The organism is Rheinheimera sp. MM224, assembly GCF_947090785.1.
Taxonomy (GTDB): Bacteria; Pseudomonadota; Gammaproteobacteria; order Enterobacterales; family Alteromonadaceae; genus Pararheinheimera.
Genome location: NZ_OX352320.1, coordinates 593037 through 613914, shown reverse-complemented (window position 1 = coordinate 613914; position 20878 = coordinate 593037). Strand labels below are relative to the sequence as shown.

Here is a 20878-nt window from a genome sequence, read left to right as displayed (position 1 = left end):
AACAAAAAACTCCGGCTCTGACCTGTAGACAATTCCAGTATAGCGGCATTATTTGGAACTACTGCAAGTTAAATCAGCTACTTATCTATATTTATCTGCAACTCCGTATGTGTGGGACAACACTAGTGGATCAAGCCTAGTTCCAAAGCCAATAACACTGCACGGGTTCTGTCTCGCACCCCTAATTTAGCCAAAATACTGGAGATCTGATTTTTTATTGTCCCCTCAGATTTATAAAGCGCACTGGCTATTTCTTTATTGGCATAACCCGACGCCATCAACTGTAAAATTTGCAGCTCTTTGTCAGATAACTCTTCAATAGCAGCTGGACGGGGAAAATTACTGACCGGATTCAGACCCGACAATAAACGCTCTGTAATAGTGCTTTGAAAACAGGTGCCGCCTTGCTGCAGCGTCTGAATGGCCGACACTAAGCTCTCCAGCGACACGTCTTTGAGTAAATAGCCTTTGGCACCCAGTTGGATACTTTTTAACACCAGATCATGCTCTTCAAAGGTAGTTAAAATCAGTACAGGTGTTTTCAGTTGCTGCTGCTTTAACAACTCCAGTGTGGCTATGCCATCGACTTTAGGCATAGATAAATCCAATAAAACTACGTCCGGCTGATGCAGCTGCACTAATTCCACCACAGTGGAACCATCCGGAGCCTCGGCCACGACCTCAACCAAACCGGACAGCTGTAATAAACTTTTAATGCCCTGACGGATCAGCATTTGATCGTCAACCAACAACACTCGCAACGTCATAGCTGTAATCCTGAAGGTAAAATTACCTGTAAATGAAAGTGGTTGTCTTTGATCTGCCACACCAGAGTACCGGCACAAGAAGCAACCCGCTCCTTCATACCAGTTAAACCGTTACCAGGTTTCCAGTCTGGAGCCACTTTGCCGTTGTCATACATAGTCAGCTGTAAAAAGCCATCTACAGGTTTCACAGATAAATAAAACTCAGTAGCCTGACTGTGCCTTAAGGTATTGGTTAAAGCCTCCTGCACAATCAACAACAATTGCTGCGCTACTTTCACATCAGCAAGCTCTGCATCCTGCGGACAATCCCACTGCACTCTTACGCCGGGAACTGCGGTCAGAAGCTTCTCCAACGCCTGATAAATGGAGAACTGCTGATGCTCACGCAACGCACTGACGGATTCACGCACATCGGATAGCAGCAGTTTGGCAATCTGATGACATTGATCCACTTTGGCTTTCGCTTCGCCTTCAGTTAAATGCCCCGCTACCTGCAAATTAATAGTTAAAGCCGTTAAATGATGGCCTAACACATCATGCAAATCACGGGCTATACGGGTTCGTTCCTGTTGTTGTGATGCCATCATCAGCAAATCCTGAGTCGCCAGCAATTGCTGATGGCTGTGCTGTAATTCCTGCCTGGCACGTTGCTCAGAACGGGCCTGATGAGTCATTAACAAGGCAAAAAAGTGAAAGCTGCTGAATAAAAGTCCGGTGATCCACATAGAACTTTGCTCAAGAGCAGAATCCACACCATACCAAAGCCCCAGTACGGCAATAGTAATAAACACGGCTTTTCGCATCGACACCAGATAAGGCAAGACCGACACCCAAATAATGCTCAGGATCGCCAGATAACCCAGCGGCAGCATCCAGTTCAGTGCCAAAGCTGTCAGCAGCTGCAACAGGTAACAACACAATACCAGAGGGGGTAAAGGTCCATTGCGTTCGTCGCTTCGGGTCACCCAATAAAAACATGCGCCGTTCAGCAAAAATAACGGTATGACCCAGGGCCACAAAGACCAGAGTTTTTCATTAGGCCACATCAGCCATAAACTCAGCATAAAAACCAACAACCAGGTGAATAACCCGGCCACTACATCCCATGCTATTGAATTTTTTAGTTTCATTACCGCTTTACTGAACTTGATGACATTGTTTTGAAGTATGCCTGATTTCAGTGGCGGCTCAATAGGCCAAAAGTCACAGTCAAAAATCCTTACTTATGGCACCTGCGAAAACACAGCCAAAGTTTTAGTCTGAATGCATCTGCTAAAGGGAGAATGATCATGTTAATGCTACATAGCCTGTTATTAAAACTACATATTGTATTGGGTGTAATTGCACTGCTACTGTTCTGGTTACCCATGTTAAGCCGTAAAGGCAGCTCATTGCATCGCAACTCAGGCCGTTATTATGGTCATATTATGAAAGCTGTAGCTGTAAGTGGTCTGGTGATGACCAGTATGGTGTGGTTTGATCCAATTGGAATTAAAGGTGCAGGTCTGATGGTGGATGGCCAGATCTCAGAGCGAAAACTGGCTTTTTTTAACATGATTAACCTGTTTTTGTTTCTACTCAGCCTGCTGACCTGGGTCACCATACGTCATGCAACTGGCAGTCTTTTATGCAAACAAAACCGCGCTGCGCTTAAGCACTGGAGTTATCAGGCTCCGGTCTGGTTGCTTGTGGTCGTGGCTCCCTATGCAGCCTGGCAAGGTTTTCTGTTTAATATGCCGCTGGTCATGGTATTTGCAGGTATTTCGCTAGTGACCAGCTTTAGTATTCTGGCCTACCTGCATACCAAAACTGTCACAGCCAACCGCTGGTTAATAGAACACGCCTCCGCCATGATTGGTTCTGGCATTGCTGCTTACACCGCATTTTTTGCCTTCGGTGGCCGTGCTTTATTTGCCGAGTTATTAACAGGCCACTGGATGATGTTGCCCTGGCTGATCCCAAGCCTGATAGGTGTGCCAGCTACTATCTGGTTTAAACGCCGCTTAGCACAGCCCTTAAGAAGCTCAGCGTCATAACCTGAAAAAACCAAGGAGAATTTCTTCAGAAATTCTCCTTTATATTTATACACTTAAAAACTCTTCAAAAATATTCCTGCTTTTTTGTCAAATCAGGCAAACTATTTTCAGACCTGATACGACTTATCATCAATACAACTTCAAAATAGATCAAAAGTGTTTAAACGCAGCGACGAGAGCTTAATAGAAAAAGCCATAGGCGGCGATGCCAAAGCCTGGCAGCAATTGGTGTCGAGATATCAGGCGCCCCTGTATTATTTTGGCCTGCGTTTATTGGGTTCGCCCGACGACGCCCGCGATTTATTGCAGGATGTATTGATGGTGCTTTGCCGGAATCTGGCGCAGTACCGTGGTGACAGCTCGTTTAAAAGCTGGTTGTTTGGCATAGCCAACTACAGAGCCATGGATATGCTCCGTAGACGTAAAGCGACCACAGAGTTTACTGACGATCACGATTTTTATGATGATGAAGCACCAAGCTTTGAACAACAACTGTATGGCCAGCATACACAGCGGCTGGTGCAACAACAGTTACGATCCTTGCCGCCTGAGCAACGACTCGTCGTGGAATTGCGGTTTTACCAGCAATTTACTTTTGATGAAATTGCCGATCAGTTGGCGCTGTCGAGCAATACCATCAAATCCAGATTTTATGCGGCCTTAGATAAACTGCGTACGCAGTTGGAGTTAACAGATGTCGAACAGTCAGCAAATTTTTGAAGCCTGGCTGGCCGGAAAAATTACGGCCAGCGAATGCGAACAGCAACTGGACCAGAATAGTGAATGGTATAGCCGTTTCCAGACAGCGCAGATGATTCAGCGTCAGGCTAAAGCACCGTTTTTTGCGCCGGTGCCGGAAATCGACACCATGTCGATGTTTGCACAGCAATGGCAGCGCCCGGCTAAAAGCAACAACTGGTGGCCCAAACTAAGTGTGGCCTTTTCAGTACTGGCCTTAGTTGTCAGCTTGTCGCCGCTGGAAATGCAAATGCAGGACGGTGGCCTGACATTAAGCTGGCGTGGCGGACAACAAATGCAGCAACAACAACTGGAAACCTTGCTCGCAAGCTATCGCAAAGAGCAACAGGATTATATTCAGACCCAGTTACAGGGCAATGTGCAACAGCAAGCTTCGCAGCTGATCTTGCTGAAGGATTATTTAACCGAACAACAAACCAAAGAAAGACGCACCGACATGCTGGAACTGGTGGAATACCTGAATCAGCAACGTCAGTCTGACTGGCACTACTGGCAGGAAAATTACCAGCCAAGCCAGGCCAGACTGGATACCAGTGCTGTCTATAACCCGGATCAACAACGTAGTGGAGTAAGAAAACCATGAAGATGTTCAGCAAAGTCTCCTTGTTGGCAGGCCTTATTATCGCAAGCAACAGTTTTGCAGCCACAGAAGTGAACGCCAAACTCGGACAAAACCTGAAAATTATGCAGGATATACTGCAAAGCTCCTTAGGCGGCGAAGAACATTCCAGCATAGGCCGCATTCAGCACAGCTATCTGTTTGGGCAAGGGGTAGCCTTTCGGGTCGACAGTAACAGTGGCTGGTTAAGGCATTTTGTCATGCCTCCTATGCCACCGATGCCAGCTATGGCTCCAGCACCAGGTTCAGGGGTAGCGGTTGCAGCCAACGTGGCAAACTCCATCAGCATCTCGGAGAACGGCAACAGCTTTAGTTTTAGCTTTGATGAAGAAGCTATGGAAGAAATGGCTGAAGCCGCCGAGGCCATGGCAGAACAACAGCAGGATCAAAGTGAAAAACTGCGGGATCTGCGGGAAGAGCGCCGTGATATAGAGCGTGATTTACGGGATTACGAGCGGGAAAAACGCGATATCGAGTTCTCAGCCAAAGTCAGTAAGCTGGATTCAGATCAGCAAAAGAAGCTGACCGAAATTAACCAAAAGTCAGAACAACTGAAAACTCAGCTGGCACAGTTGCAAAAAAATCTGACAGAGCAAGAGCTGGAATACAATAAAAAACGCGCTGAGCAACAAAAGCTGGCAGCGCAGCGCCAGACTGAATTGGTGGCTAAAGTGGGTCAGGTATTCAGTAATACCTTGTGTGATTACGGTGCCAGTTTAAGGGATTTAAAAGAGCAGGAGTTTGTGTCTTTTCAACTGAGCTTATCAGGCCGTGACAATGCCAAAGATCACTACTGGGTGGTAAAAAAATCCGATATTAACCAGTGTGTTACAGGAAAAATTGATGCACCTGCTTTATTGAAGAAAGCCAGCTACTACCAGTATTAATAACTTCCTCCTCAAGACAACACAGCAGAGAGGCTCTGTGTTGTCTTGACAGCTGTTCAGCTTCTGGCGTACAAAGCCGCAATTTCATGATGAAACAGAGCGGAATAGTTGTTATGTCCTATCAATGGCCCACCTCAACACACTGGCTGGAACAGATAGCCTGCCCTTTTTATCAGCATGGCTATGTGATATTGGAACAGGCTATTCCGGCTGACTTATGTTGGCAGTTGTATCAGGACGTGCAACAGCAAAGTTTGACCGCAGCAGGAGTGGGACGTCAGGGTCAGCATCAGCTAAATCAGCAAGTAAGGCGCGATCATACGGCATGGCTAAGTACAGCTAACTCAGTGCAGCAGCAGTATTTACAGCAGATGGCACTATTGCAACAGGATATGAACCAACGCTGCTTTTTAGGTTTAATAGATTTTGAAGCGCATTACGCCCGCTACCAGCAAGGCGACTTTTATCAGAAACATCTGGATGCTTTTGTTGGTCGTTCGAATCGTGTGTTATCCAGTGTTTGTTATCTGAATACAGTAGAGCAAGGCGGCGAGCTGGTGCTCTATGACGAACAGGATCAACTGTTAACTAAAGTACAGCCAAAAGCTGGCACGCTGGTGATTTTTGAAAGCTGTCGCTTTCCACATGAAGTGTTACCAGCAGCACAAACCCGCTACAGCATTGCTGGCTGGTTTCGACATAACAGCAGCATTCAGGGCCAGGTTGATCCTTCAGAGTAAAAAGCATAAAACATCCCATAAAACACTCGCACTACGCTTTGCTTCGAGGCAAGATAATAAAAAAAATCGGAAACAGTGCCTGTGTTCTTATCTTCGTCCCGGGTGTCACCGCTCTCGTCATTGGCTCGTTTGTCGTTCTGGCGCAGAGTACATAAGTATCTTGGCTGGGTGTTACTGCTGCAACTGATTTTCTGGTTTGGCAGTGGTCTGGTGATGAGCCTTTTACCTATAGAGCAAGTACGAGGCGAACATTTGCGTCAGGCTCTGCCTATACCAGCCTGGGGTCAGGCTTTATCTCCTGCGCAGCTGGCACAGCAACTCCCCGATCATCAGTTGAAACTCAGCCAACAAGGCACTACCCCTGTTTATCAATTCAGTAAAGGCAATCAACAGTTGTATTATTCTGCCTTAACAGCTGAAGTGATAGCTCCATTAACAGAAGCTCAGGTAAAAGACTTAGCGGGACGTCAGTATCAGGGCACTGCTGAAATAGACAAAATACAGCGCCTGCAACAAGCACCTTTTGAAGTCAGGCACTTAGCTGCGCCTTTATGGCAAGTGCAGTTTGCAGATGAGGAAGGCAGTAGCTTTTATCTGGAAGAGTACACAGGCAAACTTTTGTCGGTACGCACCACTAACTGGCGTATCTTCGATTTTGTCTGGATGCTACATATTATGGATTACCAAGACAGAGAAGATTTTAACCATCCACTACTGATTGTGTTTTCTGCTACAGCGTTATTTTTTACCCTGACTGGGGCTTTGTTATTGCCATGGCGACGAAAAAAGCGCAGCGACTTATAACAAATCCAGGCCTATACCAGCGAAAAGCAATAAACCACTGTAATGGTTATTTAAAAATGCCTGCAAGCAACCTGCCCTGCCCTGAGTTTTAGCCTGCCAATGCTGATGGACAAAACTGAGCAAGACCAAAAACAAGGCCGCATAATAAAACAAGCCCATGCCATTCTGCTGGCCTACCCAGACCATTAAGGTTAAAAAAAGCAGCTGCAATACAGCGATAATAGGATGGCAATAGGGGGCAAACAATAACGCAGTGGATTTAACGCCAATCTTTTTATCATCGTCCATATCGACCATGGCATAAAAGGTATCAAAAGCCACAGTCCAAGCTAAATTAGCCAGATACAACCACCAAATCCATAGCGGAATACTACCTGTAACGGCCATAGCAGCCATAGGCATACCCCAGCTGTAGGCAGCTCCTAAAACAAACTGTGGCAGATAAGTAAAGCGTTTCATAAAAGGGTAAAGAATAGCCAGAGCAACAGCCACCAAAGATAACAATTGGGTGGCTGGACTTAAAAACAGCAGCAAACTTGCACTGCACAGCAGCAGTAATCCAAACAGCTGCAATGCTTCGCCGCTACTGACCAATCCTGCCGCCAAAGGCCGCGCTTTGGTGCGCTCAACATGGCCATCAAAATTGCGATCAGCATAGTCGTTAATCACACAACCTGCGGATCGCATCAGCACCACTCCGGCGCTGAATACAGCGAGCAAAGTTAAATCAGGCAGACCGGAAGACACCAGCCACAAGGTCCACCAGGTAGGCCATAACAACAGATAAATGCCAATAGGTCGGTCCAGCCGCATTAACTGGCGGTAATAAGGCCAATTCTGCCATTGCAACTGCCATTTCATAGCTCAAGCACTCCGGGTAAAAAGATTTCCTGCACCAACAAGGGCTGTTGCTGCACCGAAAAGATGGAACGTCTGGCCCACAACTCTTGCTGCGGACCAACCACAGGCAACAAGAGTCCTGCGTCAAGCACAGCCACTTCAATAACGCCACGCTCTAAACTGGCATGCTGAAAAATATATTCACCTAAAGGCTGTGAACCCAATCGGGCTAAAGCCTCCATTTGTTCCAGTGTGGACTCAGGAAACCAGCTTTGCGCATAGACACAAGCTTTGCCATCACACCACAAAACAACATCCCGCTTTAGACCCTGGGGTTGTTGCCATTGCTGCTGCAAAAAATCCGGCAGTGTTTGCCAATGTTCAGTCACCAACTCCAGTCTGAAATCCTGGCAGCGTTTTTTAAGCTGAGCCGTGAGCGACCCCTGCCCCAGCAACCAAGGTTCGAGGGCAGCCGGTAATTCCAGCTGTATGGCGTTTTGCCACAAGGCATTGAGTTGAAAAAGACTGTCTGTGCTGTGCATAAAATTAAACTGCAACCAAGTTGCCGCGCATCATAACAATTTTGCCATCGTATTGGTACGTAAGCTATGTAATGCCTTTGGGCGGGAAATTGATTACCATAGCGATATGATATTGTTACCATTCCTCACTTTATGACCTATTGCCATACCTTAATTATTGGCGCCGGCCACGCCGGTTATAGCCTTGCCAAAGAGTTACGTAAGCTGGATCCGGATCGCAGTATTTGCCTTGTCAGCAGTGACAGCGCAGATTATTACTCCAAACCATTGTTATCCAACGGCTTTAGCAAACAAAAAAGTGCCGCAGATTTTATCCAAAAAACTGCAGGACAAATGGCAGATGAACTGAACATAGAGATTTGGCCGCATTGCCATGCGAAACAGATTGACGCCGAACAACACCAACTGCATACAGATAAAGGCGTTATAAAGTACCGGCAATTGGTATTAGCGACAGGTGCCAGTCCAGTCAAACTGCCTTTACCTGCCGCCACTGCGGGCCTGGTCTGGTCCGTCAATGACCTAACCGATTATCAGAATTTCCTGCAGCAAAGCTTAGGCAAACAAAAAATCACTGTGTTAGGCGCAGGTTTAGTTGGCATCGAATATGCTAATGATTTAGCAGCAGCTGGTTTTCAGGTGTCCGTGATAGCCCTTGAGCAACAGCCTTTGGCTCAGCTGTTACCCGCTCAATTGGGGGAAGTGTTGCAACAGCAGTTAACAAAGCTTGGGGTTGAATTTTATTGGGGTTCGGCTATCGCAGATGCTGAGTTCACCGAACAGCAACTGAAGCTGACATTAGCTGATGGCCGGAGTTTGAATACAGAACTGATACTTTCAGCTGTCGGCTTAAAGCCTAATTTACAACTTGCGATACAAGCAGGTATTAAATGTGGAAAAGGCATAAAGGTGAACCAAACTCTGGCAACTTCGGCTGCTGATATCTATGCTTTGGGCGACTGTGCTGAAGTATGTGGTTATAACCTGATGTATATTCAGCCTATTAGTTTATCAGCTAAAGCTTTGGCTTTAACTCTTACAGGACAAAACACTGCAGTACAACTTCCTGTCATGCCTGTCATTGTTAAGTCGTCAGCTTTGCCTGTTGTCAGTTGGCCAGCAGCACCGCAGCAGCAAGGTGAATGGACTCTGGAGGGACAAGAACTGGACTGGGTGGCGAAGTTTCAAAACCCAGCAGGGGTGTTACTCGGTTTTGCCTTAACCGGAAAAATGGTGGCACAACGCTTACGACTGGCAAAAGAAATGCCAGCATTGATAGCTTAACGCCCGACCTTCGGGTAAGATCCTTTTCTGAATGTTTGATAAAAATGAAAGAGTAAACCGGATGAAAAAAGCGCTGACTTGTTTTGTTTTTTTATTGTTAAGTCAAAATCTTTGGGCTCAGGATGAAGCCAATACGCCGATGAAGGCGAGTTACGCTTATTTTGGTTTTGACCCGGATATAGTCACTAACTATGTCACCCCAACCACTGAAGAGCTGGGTTATGTGCGGGTAACCATGGAATTGATGATTATGGACAAAAAATATCTGGAAGTGGTGACGCATCACGAACCACTGATCCTGGATAAAATTGTTGCCGCCTTCGGCCGCGAGAACGCTGACACTATTAAGTCTTTAACAGGCCGCGAAGAAATACGGTTAAAAATATTGAATCAGCTGCGTGATACTCTGAAAAAAGAGACAGGTCAGGATATTTTAAAAGACGTATTGTTTACTAAATACCTGTACCACTAACAAACCTGACTCACCGTACTGTCAGCGCTGTACGGTGAGTGCTTTACTTGCAACAATAAGCAATAAAGCGCACAGAATTCCAGCCAACAAACCTGCCAGATGCGCCCAGTTCGCCATCGAAATCCACAGTAAATCAAAAAATCCAATCACCAGCCAAATCAACATAAAGCCAACTAAACCATTACTGATTTGCAGGTCCCAATTGGGTTTTAATAAACCGCATATCCAATAAAAACCAAAGAGTCCATACACCAGACCAGACATACCACCAAAGTTAGCATCGACCATTAAAAACTGCGTCAGATTGGATAGCAGCAACACAATAAGGGTCAGACTGATAGCCACAATACGGCCTAACTTCAGCTCCAGCGGCCCAAGTAAATACCAGACCCAAATCAGGTTAAACACCAAATGAGAGCCTGAAAAATGTAACCAGCCCGGAGTAAACCAACGCCAGCCTTGCTGTAAACTTAAGCCCAGTTCAGGTTGAAGCTGCAACGCAGCTAAAGCAGACCAGGGATCAATTTGTTGCCAGCCATACACCAGCAAAGTGGACAACCAGACCATATGGGTGAACCAGCCACCTTTGGCCCATAGCTGTTGCCAGTACCCAGCCAAACCTGCTGATCCCGAAGCAGAATCTACCACTTCAGCTCTGTCCCATGCCGCAGCCTGATAACGATCGGCGTAAGGATTCAATAAAAATCGCTCTAACTCAGCCAACACCTGCTGCGCGTGCTCTGGCGCACACCACAGCTCAGCCTGCTCTGCAGAATGCACCACCACACTGACATCCAGTTGCTGATTTTTACAATAATCAGCCAGACTCAGAGCTGTAGCAGAAGAGGCAAAATCACCAATTTTAATCATGGGAAGCTGTGACAAAAGGTAATTGCTGACGCCAGGCTTCAAAACCGCCATCCATACTGAATACAGTTTCAAAACCCTGTTGTGCCAGATACTGAGCAGCGCCCTGACTGGAATTACCGTGATAACACACTACCACCACCGGAGTTTCAAATTCAGTTTGTTGTATAAACTGATTCAGGCTGCCGTTGGTTAAATGGAAAGAGTCGGCAATATGACCAGAAGCATAACTTTGCTCATCACGAATATCGACGACTACTGCTTTATGCTGCTGTATTTGCTCCAGCGCTGTCGCTACTGAAATACGACTGAACTCACTCATAGGTCACTCCGTTTACAACTTCAAATTCAAATGAATGCCGCGATTGTAGCCTAGCCAGACTATGTTGAGTACCAGAGCCTGCATCAGATCCGTTGAACAGCAGAGAATTGACGAAGAAATAAACAGCCCAAAGCTACTAAATACCGCATTAAAACACCAAGTTAACAATTACAGCTTTAGCTAAGGCAGAAGCTTAGGTAAAATAGCGCGCCTTGTTGGTTTGGAAACAGAGTACTCATGTCAGATAGTCCCTTGTATTTAATTTACGATCCTGCTTTTGATGATATGGACGCCGAAGGCTGCCCGGGATTTGGTTTTATACTGGTATTTGACGAGCAGGATCTGGACAACTACCAATCGGGTGAAAACCCACCTTTCCCGGCAGTGTCTATGTTATTTACCGATCATGCCGATGGCAGTATCAGTGGTGACTTATTAGGCTGGGCGCAATTGGATGCCGAAATATTTCAACAGTTCCCCTTGGGGCAGTTTTTTCAGTTGATGGAACAAGCAGCCCAGGTGGCTATAAACGCTTATCGTCAGGTGGGTCAGGTGCCAGACAAACTGATAGCCCAGATGTTACCGGACGATGATTTAATTCAGTTTGATGTGCAATTTGCCACACTGGAACTGAATGACGCCGAAGCAGAATCGCAACTGGCAAAACAAATGATGTCAGGCCGTCCTTATTTAGACTCTTAATCGATCCTTTTCTCTCAGGGCTCCGTAATCTGACAAAACGGAGCCTGTATGACCCATCACAAATTACATCTTCCTCAAAAAATCTGCGCCTGCTGTGGTTTAGCTTTTAGCTGGCGGAAAAAATGGCAAAAAAACTGGCCTGAAGTGAAGTACTGCTCAGAGCGTTGTAGACGTAAAAAGTGACCTTCGGCCTATTGTGTTACAACGACCTGAACCTGTTAAATAAGCGTTAACTTACTCACAGGATCTCCAAATGAAAACGTTGTTTTTGGTTGCCGCTTTAAGCAGTTTTACTCTCACCGCCAGCGATTTAAGCTCCTATGAGCAGTTGCTGGAGCGGGATAAATTTACTCTGTTACAACACCAGTTAGGCCCCGTCACCGATCTAAGCAACAAAGACCTGCTGGTCCTGCAGTTAAAAACCATGCTGGGCTTGCGCCAATCAAAACAAGCAGAACTGCTGGCGGATAAAGCACTGGCGCAGTATCCGAATGATGCGGAGTTGCTGCGACTGGCCGGGCTCAATCAGTTGAATCTGGCACAAGACAGCAGCTTTTTGTCTGCAGGCTCATACGCCAAGGCTGGTCTGGCTTTTTTGCGTCAGGCGGTAGCAGCCGATCCGGCCAACCTGGCAGCACAACAAACCCTGATCGGCTTTTATTTGCAGGCCCCCGCTATTGCAGGAGGTGATACCGAAGAAGCAGAAAAACTGGCCAAAGCTTTGGCAGCAAAACTTCAGCCAGAAGGTACGTTGGCCACAGTAGATGTGTTGTTGGAGGACGATCAGTTGTCACAAGCGCTGAAACTCTTAGAACAACAATTACAGCTGCAGCCAGACCATGCCACGCTGCTGGGTACCTATGCCAATTTACTCAGTTTAAATAAAGACCATGCCACTGCTTTTACCCAGTATCAAAAAGCCGCAGCTGCAGCGACGGATTTGTCAGAGCAACAAAGTTATTACTACCAATTGGGTCGGCTTGCAGCCACAGAGCAACAAGATCCTGTCACAGGACAACAAGCATTAGAAGGATATCTGGCTTTTTATCAGGACAGCGACCATGCCAGATTCGGTTGGGCACAGCTGCGCCTTACGCAGATTTACCTGATCCAAAAACAAAAAGGCAAAGCCCAGGATCTGTTTCAGCAGATTAAAAAACCACAGCAAGATGATGATCGATTTGAGGACGAGCTGAAGAAGCTGACAAAACAACTGAAAAAGGTATAAAACAGCCTTATCTGATAGGCATCTGCAGATCCCGTTTTGCTTTTTAGGCGCAGGCCTTTTACTATATGCACTTTATTTCATCACCCAGTTCGCCGGAATAGCAGCATGGCAAAAGCAATTAATATGGCCGAGGTAGAAAAAGCGTTAAGTGGCTTTACCATTCCTCCTCAGCCAACTGTTTTATTGAGTATCAAAGCAGAAATTGAAAGTGATGATCCGAACATCAAGCGTATTGCTGAATTGATCAATCAGGATCTGGGTATTGCAGGCTTCACCCTCAAAGTGGTGAACTCTGTGTATTTTGGGCTGCGCCGTAAAATCAGTTCGGTAGAACATGCCTGTAAGTTTTTAGGCTTAACACGGGTGATAAAATTAGTCAGCTCTGTGGTGTTGCGTTTTACCTTAAGCGAAGGCCGGACTGACCGCTTCACTGAAAAGCTATGGCAAAGTGCCGGCAATGTGGCCAATGCTGCGACTTTGTTAGCACAGCAACTGCGTTATGGTACTGATTGTGCTGACGATGCCTACAGCTTAGGCTTATTCCATAATGCCGGTATGCTGTTGATTAGCAGCCAGTTTAAAGATTATGCCAAAGTGCTGAAACAAGCTCATTTAGCAGGCTACAGTATGTCTGACGCTGAAGATCAGAATTTCCAGACCACCCACGAACTGCTGGGTTATATGATTGCTCAATCCTGGGGTTTAGCACCTGAGCTGACCAATGTGATTGCCTATCACCACAGCCATGCACTAATTCTGGCGTCCAATGATATCTACGAAAAACGTTTGTTTGCTCTACTGAAACTGGCTGAGCATATGACAGATGAAAACAAAGTTTTGCTGGATTTAGATATGGATCAGGAATGGGAGCACCATAAAGCCACTATTCTGGATATTCTGGAGCTGGACGAACTGGCCCTGCATGATTTAGGCGACTACCTGCAGCAGCAAGGTGTGCCGAATAGATACCACGCTTGAGACAGGGAGCTTAGGCTCCCTTTGTTTTTATAACGCCTTTATCCACTAATCAGAGTTCTATTTAAGATGCGTATTGTATTAGCCCCAATGGAGGGTGTGGTGGATCATTTAATGCGGGATATGTTAACCCGTATTGGTGGTTTTGATTTATGCATCACTGAATTTGTCCGGGTGGTGGACCAACTGCTGCCCAACCGGGTTTTTACCCGTATTTGCCCTGAATTAAAACAAGGTGGAGTGACACCAGCCGGTGTGCCTGTGCGAGTGCAGTTATTAGGTCAGGAACCTGCCTGGCTTGCCGAAAACGCAGTACGTGCAGTGCAACTTGGCTCTCCTGGTGTCGATTTGAATTTTGGCTGTCCGGCCAAAGCGGTCAATAAAAGCCGCGGCGGCGCTGTGCTGTTAAAAGAAACCGAAACTCTGTACCAGATTATTAAAGCTGTGCGTGATGCAGTACCATCCCAGTTTCCAGTCACAGCAAAAATCCGTTTAGGTTTTGACGATACCAGCCTGACACTCGACAACGCCCGCGCGATTTATGAAGCTGGAGCGAGCGAGCTGACAGTACACGCCCGCACTAAAAGTGATGGCTATCGACCACCTGCGTATTGGCCCTGGATCAAACAAATCCGCCAAACCATACCTTTGAATGTAGTGGCTAATGGCGAAATCTGGACACCAGAAGATGCAGCTTTATGTTTAGAGCAATCCGGCAGTACGGATTTAATGTTAGGTCGTGGTGCTTTAGCCAGCCCTGGCTTAGCCCGCGATATCAAACAGCATTTTGCCAATGGCACTCACCAGAAAATGCCATGGCCCCAAGTACTGGAGCTATTGTTGCAGTATTCAGACTACGAGATAGCAGGCGATAAAGGCCTGTATTACTCCAACCGGATTAAACAGTGGTTTAGCTACCTGAAGTTGCAATATGTCGAAGCCGAAGTGTTGTTCCAGCAATTGCGTTTACAACAAAAAGCACCGGATTTAGTGGCAACTTTGCGTGGGGCTTTACATCAGATTTCAGATCTCTCCGAACATTGACCCGCTGAGATTTGACTCAAACGGCGCGGTCAACTACAACGCAGACACGCCGTAAATACATCCATGTAGGCTCCTGTCCAGCTTCCCTGCTGGACAGGGTCTGCTAACGCAGTTGTCCGGCCGTTTCCTGAGATCCTTTGTATCTTCACTTTGTGCCAGAAGCGGTCATTCCGTACCTTGCCAAGATTATACTCGCTGTGATTATCTCTAGTTCCTATCTGGATGTTGCTAATACTTATTGGACGAGTTAGCCCGTATTCGCAGTGTACTCAGTTATTAGCTGTACCTATAAATTATTGTAACTAAACTGAAATCGATGTACTGTAAAAATTGGATTGTCACTTGGCTGATTCGAGAATTGGATTTAAAAAATTTTACCTTGGGTGACGCAATAAAGCATTACTTACAAAGCAGCCGATATCTATCTTCCATGCCCGACAACGCCCTTTCGGAACGTTTAGTTCATTTGCTGAACAACTGCCTAAGACTTGATCACGAAAGTATGGTTCAGCTGTGTATTAAAGAGCAGCCAAATATGTTTAAGCGTATTTTTGATGTTTTCGCCGAAACAGCGTTGCGGCACGGTAGTGTATCTTCAGGGCAGTATAAGAATCCTTGGGATACAACCAAAAATGTCATGATAAAACCAAGCAAGGAGGTAGCCGAAAAAATAAAAGTACTGAAAGGTCATATTTGCGATGAGTCACAAAAATTACTTTTACGGTTCTCAAGTTATCAATTTATGGACGAACTCATAAATGATGGCGGCCTTTTTCTGCAAAGTGCTTCAGCTTATAAGATGCAGGAAAATATCTCGATAAAAGATGATGAATTGAAGTTAACGCTTACACGCTATCTGAGCAAATCTGACGCGGAAGATGCCGCAAAAATCCTTAGAGGGTTATCAGGTATAAGTTATATGAAGTCACTTGAATATACAGTGACTTCACCAGACTACTTGGTTCTATGTTTAACTGATGCAATAAATTACAGAATGATTGCAGATTGGAATGCTGAGGCTGCTGTCATTATTCATAACCCTGACGAGTTTTATAAACGACTCACTCATACCACTAAAGATTTGCGAAGAAACAAAATGAAGCTCGAATGCGGAAATGTTCGTTACGTAGATCCCTATTTTGACAGTTACGCTATCAAAGCTGAAGACCTTCCATTTTGTAAATCCTTCAAATTTGCTTACCAATCAGAATACCGATTTGTTATTCGCAATAGTGAAAACTTGTCAAATCAAGACCGTAAGCTTTTTCTTGGCCCTTTGACTGACATAGCAACTTTGGTAGATCTTCGCTAATCTCATTAGAAAAATCACGATAATTAACTACAGTTTTTCGCTCTTAGCTGCCAATCAGAAAAGGCCATACCAACTACTGGCACCAAATCCCCCATTAGGGCGCGAGCCGGACAAAATTGGGTGGCCAAGGTTTTAAGGCTGGGAGTGTTTGAGTGAGGAGTCGGTAGCGACGAGCGAGTTACCCAGCCGCCTTGGACGCACGATTTTGGGCCGGGCTTTCGCTGCGACCTGGGGTCGCCTTTTCTTTGGATACTTTCTTTTGGCGAAGCAAAAGCAAAGTATCTCGCCAAAGGCGAAAGCTTTAAATCTCAAGGTAGAAAGAACAGCCAGTAGGAAAAAGTTTTGCGGTATACATCAATGGCTGGTTGCAGCAGGTTCCAGGCCACCCGACTGCTCTGGCGATAAATCTTCTGTCTGAATATCCGCACTCAACACCAAAGCCGAAGTAGGCTGAATACAACAAGCCAGTACTTCATCGACACCACAACTGATACTGGGTTCCAGCACTTGCTGGTATTCACCTTTCACAACCCGCACTTTACAAAGACCACAAGAACCGCCTTTGCAGTCGTAATTCAGTGGAACTCTTGCAGCCAGAATAGCGTCCAGCACTGATTTATGGCCCTGACTGTCAGCAAATACACCATTGATTTCAATAGGGAAACTTTGCTCGCTTGCCGAAGCACTAAAAAACTCGGCATAACAATGCTGCGCACCTAAAATGCCCAAGTCATAAATCAGCTGCTCTACCATTTTGGCAGAAGCACAGAAGTAATACTGAGCCTGCGGGCCTGCCAGCTTATATAAATAACCTGCATCAATGCGGCCTTTAAAGCCTTGCCAGTCAGTTGGCGGTTGGGTCAAAGCTATACGAAGTTGTAAGCGGGGCAAACGGCGCAGTAACGGATAAAAAACTATATCTTCCAGACGACGCGCCTGATACACCAAAAACACCTGACGTTTTTGCCGGATAGCGGCATAAGCCATGGCCAGCATAGGCGTAATACCAACACCACCAGCTACCAGCACCAGCGGCTGGCGCGAGCGGTTTAATAAAAAATGTCCACGTGGATAAGAGCTTTCGACTAAATCACCCACTTTTAAATGCTGGAATAATGCCTGACTTAAACGGCCATCCGATTCAGCTTTTATCACCAGTTGGTAATAACGCTGCTGGCTGCAATCCTGCGCCAATGAATAAGCCCGACTGACAGGTTTTCCCTGTAAGTCTTTGCCATACAATAGGATATGCTGGCCCGCTTTGGCTTTGGGTAATAACAAACCATCCGGATGCTGCAGCCATAACTTCAGATACTGACCCTGACGTTTTACCCGCACCAATTGCAATTTCAAACGCTGGTTCTGTAGTTTTGGCAAAGCAATATGCTGCCAATAACCACGGCCAAATAAGAAGAATGTCAAAAACAGCAGAGCAAAAGTCAGGGCGATCATTGGAGCCGTAGTGAGTTCAGATAAGAATGATTATCAAATGATAACAGATCGCATTTAGGCTGCCAAGTGGGAAATCAATAGCAGAACATAGAGTGAAACAGAGAGAGGGATACAGGGGCAAAGCAAAGCTCTGCCCCTGTCAAATTACCAGTTAAGGATCACTTTACCGGACTGGCCTGAGCACATAATCTCAAAACCTTCCTTGTAGTTTTCCATTGGCATTTCGTGGGTGACTATTGGGCTTAAATCCAGGCCTGATTGAATTAAGCTGGCCATTTTGTACCAGGTTTCAAACATTTCACGACCATAAATACCTTTGATCACTAGGCCTTTAAAAATCACCTTGTTCCAGTCCACTGCCATATCTGAAGGTGGAATACCCAGCATGGCAATTTTTCCGCCGTGATTGATAGTGTCTAACATGCCACGAAACGCCGAAGGCACACCTGACATTTCCAGACCTACGTCAAAACCTTCGGTCATGCCAAGCTCTTTCATCACGTCTTTTAAATCTTCTTTGCTGACGTCTACAGCACGGGTCGCACCCATTTTACGCGCCAACTCTAAGCGGTATGGGTTCACATCTGTGATGACGATATGGCGGGCGCCTACATGGCGTGCGACCGCTACAGCCATAATGCCGATAGGGCCAGCGCCTGTGATGAGTACATCTTCGCCTACTAAGTCAAACGATAAAGCAGTGTGCACTGCGTTACCAAATGGATCGAAGATAGCAGCGATATTATCCGGAATATTGTCCGGAATTTTAAAGACGTTAAAAGCCGGAATAGACAGGTATTCGGCAAAAGAACCTTCACGGTTGACGCCTACACCTATGGTGTTGCGGCATAAATGCACACGACCGGCGCGGCAGTTACGGCAGAAACCACAAACTAAGTGGCCTTCACCTGATACACGGTCGCCTTTGGTAAAACCACGGACTTCAGAGCCCATGTCGACTACTTCGCCGACATACTCGTGCCCCACTACCATGCCATGAGGAATAGTTTTTTGTGCCCATTCATCCCATTTGTAGATATGCACGTCTGTGCCACAAATAGCGGTTTTTTTGATTTTGATCAGAACATCATTCGGGCCAACTTTTGGCATTTCCACTTCGGTTTGCCAAATGCCCGGTTCTGCTTTTAATTTTGCTAATGCTTTCATCATGGCGTCCTCAGGCAATTACGCCCATTTCTTTACCAATACGAATAAAGGCGCTGATAGCCTTATCCAGGTGTTCTTTGTTATGTGCGGCAGAGATCTGAGTGCGGATACGCGCCTGATCTTTTGGCACTACAGGGAAAGAGAATCCCACTACATAAATGCCTTCAGCGAGCATACGGCGCGCCATTTCAGCTGCTACTTTGGCATCACCTAACATCACAGGAATAATAGCGTGATCCTTGCCTGCCAGCGTAAAACCTGCAGCTGACATTTTTTCGCGGAAATAACTGACGTTTTCCCATAATTTAGCGCGCAGCGCATCACCGTTTGCCAGTAAGTCCAGCACTTTAATAGAGGCTGTAACAATAGAAGGCGCTAAAGAGTTAGAGAACAAATAAGGACGTGAACGCTGACGTAACCACTCAATCACTTCTTTTTTGCCAGAAGTATAACCACCTGAAGCACCACCTAAGGCTTTGCCTAAAGTGCCGGTGATAATATCAACACGTTCCAGCACGTCGCAGTATTCGTGGGTGCCGCGGCCATTTTTACCAACAAAACCTACAGCATGACTGTCATCAACCATCACCAGTGCATTGTATTTATCAGCTAAATCACAGATGGATTTTAAGTCGGCAATCACGCCATCCATTGAAAACACACCGTCTGTGGCAATGAGTTTAAAACGGGCGCCATCGGCATCAGCTTGTTTCAACTGAGCTTCTAATTCGGCCATATCGTTATTGGCATAACGATAGCGTTTGGCTTTACATAAACGCACGCCATCGATAATAGAAGCATGGTTTAACGAATCTGAAATTACCGCGTCTTCAGCACCTAAAATGGTTTCGAATAAACCACCGTTGGCATCAAAACAAGAGGAATACAAAATAGTATCTTCAGTGCCTAAAAAGCCGCTTATTTTTTGTTCCAGTTCTTTGTGAATATCCTGAGTACCGCAGATAAAACGCACAGAAGCGACACCAAAACCGTGTGAATCCAGACCTTGCTGAGCGGCTTTAATCAGTTCCGGGTTATTGGCTAAACCTAAGTAGTTATTGGCGCAAAAATTTAAAACCTGTTCATGACCTACGGTCACGCTAGCTTGCTGCTGAGAGCTTATCACTCGTTCAGCTTTGTACAGGCCCTGCACTTTTACGTCTTCTATTTGTTGTTGTAAGTGTGCAAGGAAAGGAGTCGTTCGCATAACTTTCTCCAGAAAGGCTGAGGGACTTGGTAAAAACCGCCGTATTGTAATCACTAAGCGCAAGGGATGCAGCGCTTTTCTGTCAGAAAAGGCTGCAGATCGGATTAGTTGCGTAGCAAATTGTTGCCACTAACAAGTTTAGAGCCTCTGATCACCGGACAAAGCTTGATAATGCTGCTGCAATTTTTCTATACGTGGCAGAGCATGAGCTGTGGCATAAGGTTTAAATAACAACAGTACTTTGAGCACACCAAGATAAGCCTGCTCTTTGTTCATGGTGGTTTGTGGCTCCTGGGTTTTTAGATAACTGATCCAGAAAGTCACCACCAGTTTGATGGTGTGAGCAAAATTGGCGATGTCTGCATCATCTATCGCTATCACTTCAGCCTTTTTTAATGCACTCAATACTGAAATGACTTTTGCCAGCACCGCCTTTTGCACAGCTAAATAATCCTGTTGCAGCGCTTGATCCCGAGACAAAATATCCGGTAGGTTGGCGTAAAAGAAATGGAAACGCCACATCAGCTCAAACACCACATCAAGATATTGAGCTAGCGAGTCCAATGCTTCTGACGGCTGGCTTGGAGGCTGCAGTCTGTTGTCGAGCAACTTAGCGTATTCGCGGAAGATATTCCGCACTATGTCTTCTTTATTGCGAAAGTGGTAATACAGATTGCCCGGACTAATGCCCAGATGTGCTGCTATATGATTGGTGGTGATGCAACGCTCACCCTGCTGGTTAAACAACTCAATACTTGCCTGCAGTATCTTGTCTTTGGTTCGTAGCTTCTTGTCCATCCGCGTATTTCTTTTTTATTTATTTTTTATTAATTTGCTATAGTAACGCCAATT

General features: G+C 45.9%; 24 protein-coding genes. 14 read left to right on the top strand and 10 right to left on the bottom strand.

Going from position 1 to position 20878, the window contains the following annotated elements; genetic code table 11:
- Positions 1 to 122 precede the first annotated feature (122 nt).
- Complete coding sequence (locus OM978_RS02970; RefSeq protein ID WP_264345454.1) at positions 123 to 767, bottom strand: response regulator transcription factor; 645 nt, start codon at positions 765 to 767, stop codon at positions 123 to 125.
- Positions 764 to 1897, bottom strand: coding sequence for a sensor histidine kinase (locus OM978_RS02965; RefSeq protein ID WP_264345453.1), 1134 nt, complete (start codon positions 1895 to 1897; stop codon positions 764 to 766). The genes OM978_RS02970 and OM978_RS02965 overlap by 4 nt, the downstream gene beginning before the upstream one ends.
- A 159-nt stretch (positions 1898 to 2056) precedes the next feature.
- Between OM978_RS02965 and OM978_RS02960 the strand changes: the two genes are divergently transcribed.
- The 6 genes from OM978_RS02960 to OM978_RS02935 all read left to right on the top strand — a co-directional run bounded on the left by OM978_RS02960 (position 2057) and on the right by OM978_RS02935 (position 6612).
- The gene (locus OM978_RS02960) at positions 2057 to 2803 is read left to right on the top strand and encodes a hypothetical protein (protein WP_264345452.1); all 747 of its coding nucleotides are present in this window, start codon (positions 2057 to 2059) and stop codon (positions 2801 to 2803) included.
- Between the two features lie 156 nt (positions 2804 to 2959).
- Positions 2960 to 3523, top strand: coding sequence for an RNA polymerase sigma factor (locus OM978_RS02955; RefSeq protein WP_264345451.1), 564 nt, complete (start codon positions 2960 to 2962; stop codon positions 3521 to 3523).
- Complete coding sequence (locus OM978_RS02950) at positions 3498 to 4145, top strand: hypothetical protein (RefSeq protein ID WP_264345450.1); 648 nt, start codon at positions 3498 to 3500, stop codon at positions 4143 to 4145. Before OM978_RS02955 ends, OM978_RS02950 begins: the two co-directional genes overlap by 26 nt.
- Positions 4142 to 5068 (top strand): hypothetical protein, encoded by a 927-nt coding sequence (locus OM978_RS02945; protein WP_264345449.1) that lies wholly within the window; start codon positions 4142 to 4144, stop codon positions 5066 to 5068. The genes OM978_RS02950 and OM978_RS02945 overlap by 4 nt, the downstream gene beginning before the upstream one ends.
- 113 nt (positions 5069 to 5181) lie before the next feature.
- Complete coding sequence (locus tag OM978_RS02940; protein WP_264345448.1) at positions 5182 to 5808, top strand: 2OG-Fe(II) oxygenase; 627 nt, start codon at positions 5182 to 5184, stop codon at positions 5806 to 5808.
- Between the two features lie 81 nt (positions 5809 to 5889).
- On the top strand, positions 5890 to 6612 hold the full coding sequence (locus tag OM978_RS02935) for a PepSY domain-containing protein (protein ID WP_264345447.1): 723 nt from the start codon (positions 5890 to 5892) through the stop codon (positions 6610 to 6612).
- Here OM978_RS02935 and ubiA read toward each other — a convergent pair.
- Both ubiA and OM978_RS02925 read right to left on the bottom strand, forming a co-directional pair.
- A complete protein-coding gene (ubiA, locus tag OM978_RS02930) occupies positions 6607 to 7473 on the bottom strand; it encodes a 4-hydroxybenzoate octaprenyltransferase (RefSeq protein WP_264345446.1) in 867 nt (288 codons plus the stop codon). The genes OM978_RS02935 and ubiA overlap by 6 nt on opposite strands.
- Complete coding sequence (locus OM978_RS02925; RefSeq protein WP_264345445.1) at positions 7470 to 7994, bottom strand: chorismate--pyruvate lyase family protein; 525 nt, start codon at positions 7992 to 7994, stop codon at positions 7470 to 7472. Before OM978_RS02925 ends, ubiA begins: the two co-directional genes overlap by 4 nt.
- A 132-nt stretch (positions 7995 to 8126) precedes the next feature.
- Between OM978_RS02925 and OM978_RS02920 the strand changes: the two genes are divergently transcribed.
- The gene (locus OM978_RS02920) at positions 8127 to 9278 is read left to right on the top strand and encodes an FAD-dependent oxidoreductase (RefSeq protein ID WP_264345444.1); all 1152 of its coding nucleotides are present in this window, start codon (positions 8127 to 8129) and stop codon (positions 9276 to 9278) included.
- A 61-nt stretch (positions 9279 to 9339) separates the two neighbouring features.
- On the top strand, positions 9340 to 9750 hold the full coding sequence (locus OM978_RS02915) for a flagellar basal body-associated FliL family protein (protein WP_264345443.1): 411 nt from the start codon (positions 9340 to 9342) through the stop codon (positions 9748 to 9750).
- Positions 9751 to 9771: 21 nt separating this feature from the next.
- On the opposite strand, the gene OM978_RS02910 is transcribed toward OM978_RS02915, so the two are convergent.
- Positions 9772 to 10620, bottom strand: coding sequence for a rhomboid family intramembrane serine protease (locus OM978_RS02910; protein ID WP_264345442.1), 849 nt, complete (start codon positions 10618 to 10620; stop codon positions 9772 to 9774).
- Positions 10613 to 10939 carry a thiosulfate sulfurtransferase GlpE gene (gene glpE / locus OM978_RS02905; RefSeq protein ID WP_264345441.1) on the bottom strand — a complete coding sequence of 109 codons (327 nt, stop codon included), beginning with the start codon at positions 10937 to 10939 and terminating at the stop codon, positions 10613 to 10615. Before glpE ends, OM978_RS02910 begins: the two co-directional genes overlap by 8 nt.
- A gap of 237 nt (positions 10940 to 11176) precedes the next feature.
- Here glpE and OM978_RS02900 point away from each other — a divergent pair, with 237 nt between their 5' ends.
- The 6 genes from OM978_RS02900 to OM978_RS02875 all read left to right on the top strand — a co-directional run bounded on the left by OM978_RS02900 (position 11177) and on the right by OM978_RS02875 (position 16200).
- On the top strand, positions 11177 to 11641 hold the full coding sequence (locus tag OM978_RS02900) for a hypothetical protein (protein WP_127020041.1): 465 nt from the start codon (positions 11177 to 11179) through the stop codon (positions 11639 to 11641).
- Positions 11642 to 11689: 48 nt separating this feature from the next.
- Positions 11690 to 11824 carry a DUF2256 domain-containing protein gene (locus OM978_RS02895; protein ID WP_082335703.1) on the top strand — a complete coding sequence of 45 codons (135 nt, stop codon included), beginning with the start codon at positions 11690 to 11692 and terminating at the stop codon, positions 11822 to 11824.
- Positions 11825 to 11894: 70 nt separating this feature from the next.
- Positions 11895 to 12869 carry a hypothetical protein gene (locus tag OM978_RS02890; RefSeq protein WP_264345440.1) on the top strand — a complete coding sequence of 325 codons (975 nt, stop codon included), beginning with the start codon at positions 11895 to 11897 and terminating at the stop codon, positions 12867 to 12869.
- Between the two features lie 105 nt (positions 12870 to 12974).
- On the top strand, positions 12975 to 13847 hold the full coding sequence (locus tag OM978_RS02885; protein WP_264345439.1) for an HDOD domain-containing protein: 873 nt from the start codon (positions 12975 to 12977) through the stop codon (positions 13845 to 13847).
- A 66-nt stretch (positions 13848 to 13913) separates the two neighbouring features.
- On the top strand, positions 13914 to 14888 hold the full coding sequence (locus OM978_RS02880; RefSeq protein WP_264345438.1) for a tRNA-dihydrouridine synthase: 975 nt from the start codon (positions 13914 to 13916) through the stop codon (positions 14886 to 14888).
- Positions 14889 to 15204: 316 nt separating this feature from the next.
- The gene (locus OM978_RS02875; protein WP_264345437.1) at positions 15205 to 16200 is read left to right on the top strand and encodes a hypothetical protein; all 996 of its coding nucleotides are present in this window, start codon (positions 15205 to 15207) and stop codon (positions 16198 to 16200) included.
- A gap of 354 nt (positions 16201 to 16554) precedes the next feature.
- Here OM978_RS02875 and OM978_RS02870 read toward each other — a convergent pair whose 3' ends face one another.
- From OM978_RS02870 to OM978_RS02855, 4 genes are all read right to left on the bottom strand, one after another.
- Entirely contained in the window at positions 16555 to 17652 is a 1098-nt protein-coding gene (locus tag OM978_RS02870) for a 2Fe-2S iron-sulfur cluster-binding protein (RefSeq protein ID WP_264345436.1), read from the bottom strand.
- Between the two features lie 144 nt (positions 17653 to 17796).
- Entirely contained in the window at positions 17797 to 18819 is a 1023-nt protein-coding gene (gene tdh, locus OM978_RS02865) for an L-threonine 3-dehydrogenase (protein WP_233007590.1), read from the bottom strand.
- 10 nt (positions 18820 to 18829) lie between these two features.
- A complete protein-coding gene (locus OM978_RS02860) occupies positions 18830 to 20026 on the bottom strand; it encodes a glycine C-acetyltransferase (RefSeq protein WP_264345434.1) in 1197 nt (398 codons plus the stop codon).
- 138 nt (positions 20027 to 20164) lie between these two features.
- Entirely contained in the window at positions 20165 to 20824 is a 660-nt protein-coding gene (locus OM978_RS02855; RefSeq protein WP_264345433.1) for a TetR/AcrR family transcriptional regulator, read from the bottom strand.
- Between the last annotated feature and the right edge of the window lie 54 nt (positions 20825 to 20878).

What these genes read in the sequence shown, in the direction of transcription:
- OM978_RS02970 (WP_264345454.1), bottom strand. Translation starts at nt 767, where the DNA reads ATGACGTTGCGAGTGTTGTTGGTTGACGATCAAATGCTGATCCGTCAG.
- OM978_RS02965 (WP_264345453.1), bottom strand. Translation starts at nt 1,897, where the DNA reads ATGAAACTAAAAAATTCAATAGCATGGGATGTAGTGGCCGGGTTATTC.
- OM978_RS02960 (WP_264345452.1), top strand. Translation starts at nt 2,057, where the DNA reads ATGTTAATGCTACATAGCCTGTTATTAAAACTACATATTGTATTGGGT.
- OM978_RS02950 (WP_264345450.1), top strand. Translation starts at nt 3,498, where the DNA reads ATGTCGAACAGTCAGCAAATTTTTGAAGCCTGGCTGGCCGGAAAAATT.
- OM978_RS02945 (WP_264345449.1), top strand. Translation starts at nt 4,142, where the DNA reads ATGAAGATGTTCAGCAAAGTCTCCTTGTTGGCAGGCCTTATTATCGCA.
- OM978_RS02940 (WP_264345448.1), top strand. Translation starts at nt 5,182, where the DNA reads ATGTCCTATCAATGGCCCACCTCAACACACTGGCTGGAACAGATAGCC.
- ubiA (WP_264345446.1), bottom strand. Translation starts at nt 7,473, where the DNA reads ATGAAATGGCAGTTGCAATGGCAGAATTGGCCTTATTACCGCCAGTTA.
- OM978_RS02925 (WP_264345445.1), bottom strand. Translation starts at nt 7,994, where the DNA reads ATGCACAGCACAGACAGTCTTTTTCAACTCAATGCCTTGTGGCAAAAC.
- OM978_RS02920 (WP_264345444.1), top strand. Translation starts at nt 8,127, where the DNA reads ATGACCTATTGCCATACCTTAATTATTGGCGCCGGCCACGCCGGTTAT.
- OM978_RS02915 (WP_264345443.1), top strand. Translation starts at nt 9,340, where the DNA reads ATGAAAAAAGCGCTGACTTGTTTTGTTTTTTTATTGTTAAGTCAAAAT.
- OM978_RS02910 (WP_264345442.1), bottom strand. Translation starts at nt 10,620, where the DNA reads ATGATTAAAATTGGTGATTTTGCCTCTTCTGCTACAGCTCTGAGTCTG.
- glpE (WP_264345441.1), bottom strand. Translation starts at nt 10,939, where the DNA reads ATGAGTGAGTTCAGTCGTATTTCAGTAGCGACAGCGCTGGAGCAAATA.
- OM978_RS02900 (WP_127020041.1), top strand. Translation starts at nt 11,177, where the DNA reads ATGTCAGATAGTCCCTTGTATTTAATTTACGATCCTGCTTTTGATGAT.
- OM978_RS02895 (WP_082335703.1), top strand. Translation starts at nt 11,690, where the DNA reads ATGACCCATCACAAATTACATCTTCCTCAAAAAATCTGCGCCTGCTGT.
- OM978_RS02890 (WP_264345440.1), top strand. Translation starts at nt 11,895, where the DNA reads ATGAAAACGTTGTTTTTGGTTGCCGCTTTAAGCAGTTTTACTCTCACC.
- OM978_RS02885 (WP_264345439.1), top strand. Translation starts at nt 12,975, where the DNA reads ATGGCAAAAGCAATTAATATGGCCGAGGTAGAAAAAGCGTTAAGTGGC.
- OM978_RS02880 (WP_264345438.1), top strand. Translation starts at nt 13,914, where the DNA reads ATGCGTATTGTATTAGCCCCAATGGAGGGTGTGGTGGATCATTTAATG.
- OM978_RS02875 (WP_264345437.1), top strand. Translation starts at nt 15,205, where the DNA reads ATGTACTGTAAAAATTGGATTGTCACTTGGCTGATTCGAGAATTGGAT.
- OM978_RS02870 (WP_264345436.1), bottom strand. Translation starts at nt 17,652, where the DNA reads ATGATCGCCCTGACTTTTGCTCTGCTGTTTTTGACATTCTTCTTATTT.
- tdh (WP_233007590.1), bottom strand. Translation starts at nt 18,819, where the DNA reads ATGAAAGCATTAGCAAAATTAAAAGCAGAACCGGGCATTTGGCAAACC.
- OM978_RS02860 (WP_264345434.1), bottom strand. Translation starts at nt 20,026, where the DNA reads ATGCGAACGACTCCTTTCCTTGCACACTTACAACAACAAATAGAAGAC.
- OM978_RS02855 (WP_264345433.1), bottom strand. Translation starts at nt 20,824, where the DNA reads ATGGACAAGAAGCTACGAACCAAAGACAAGATACTGCAGGCAAGTATT.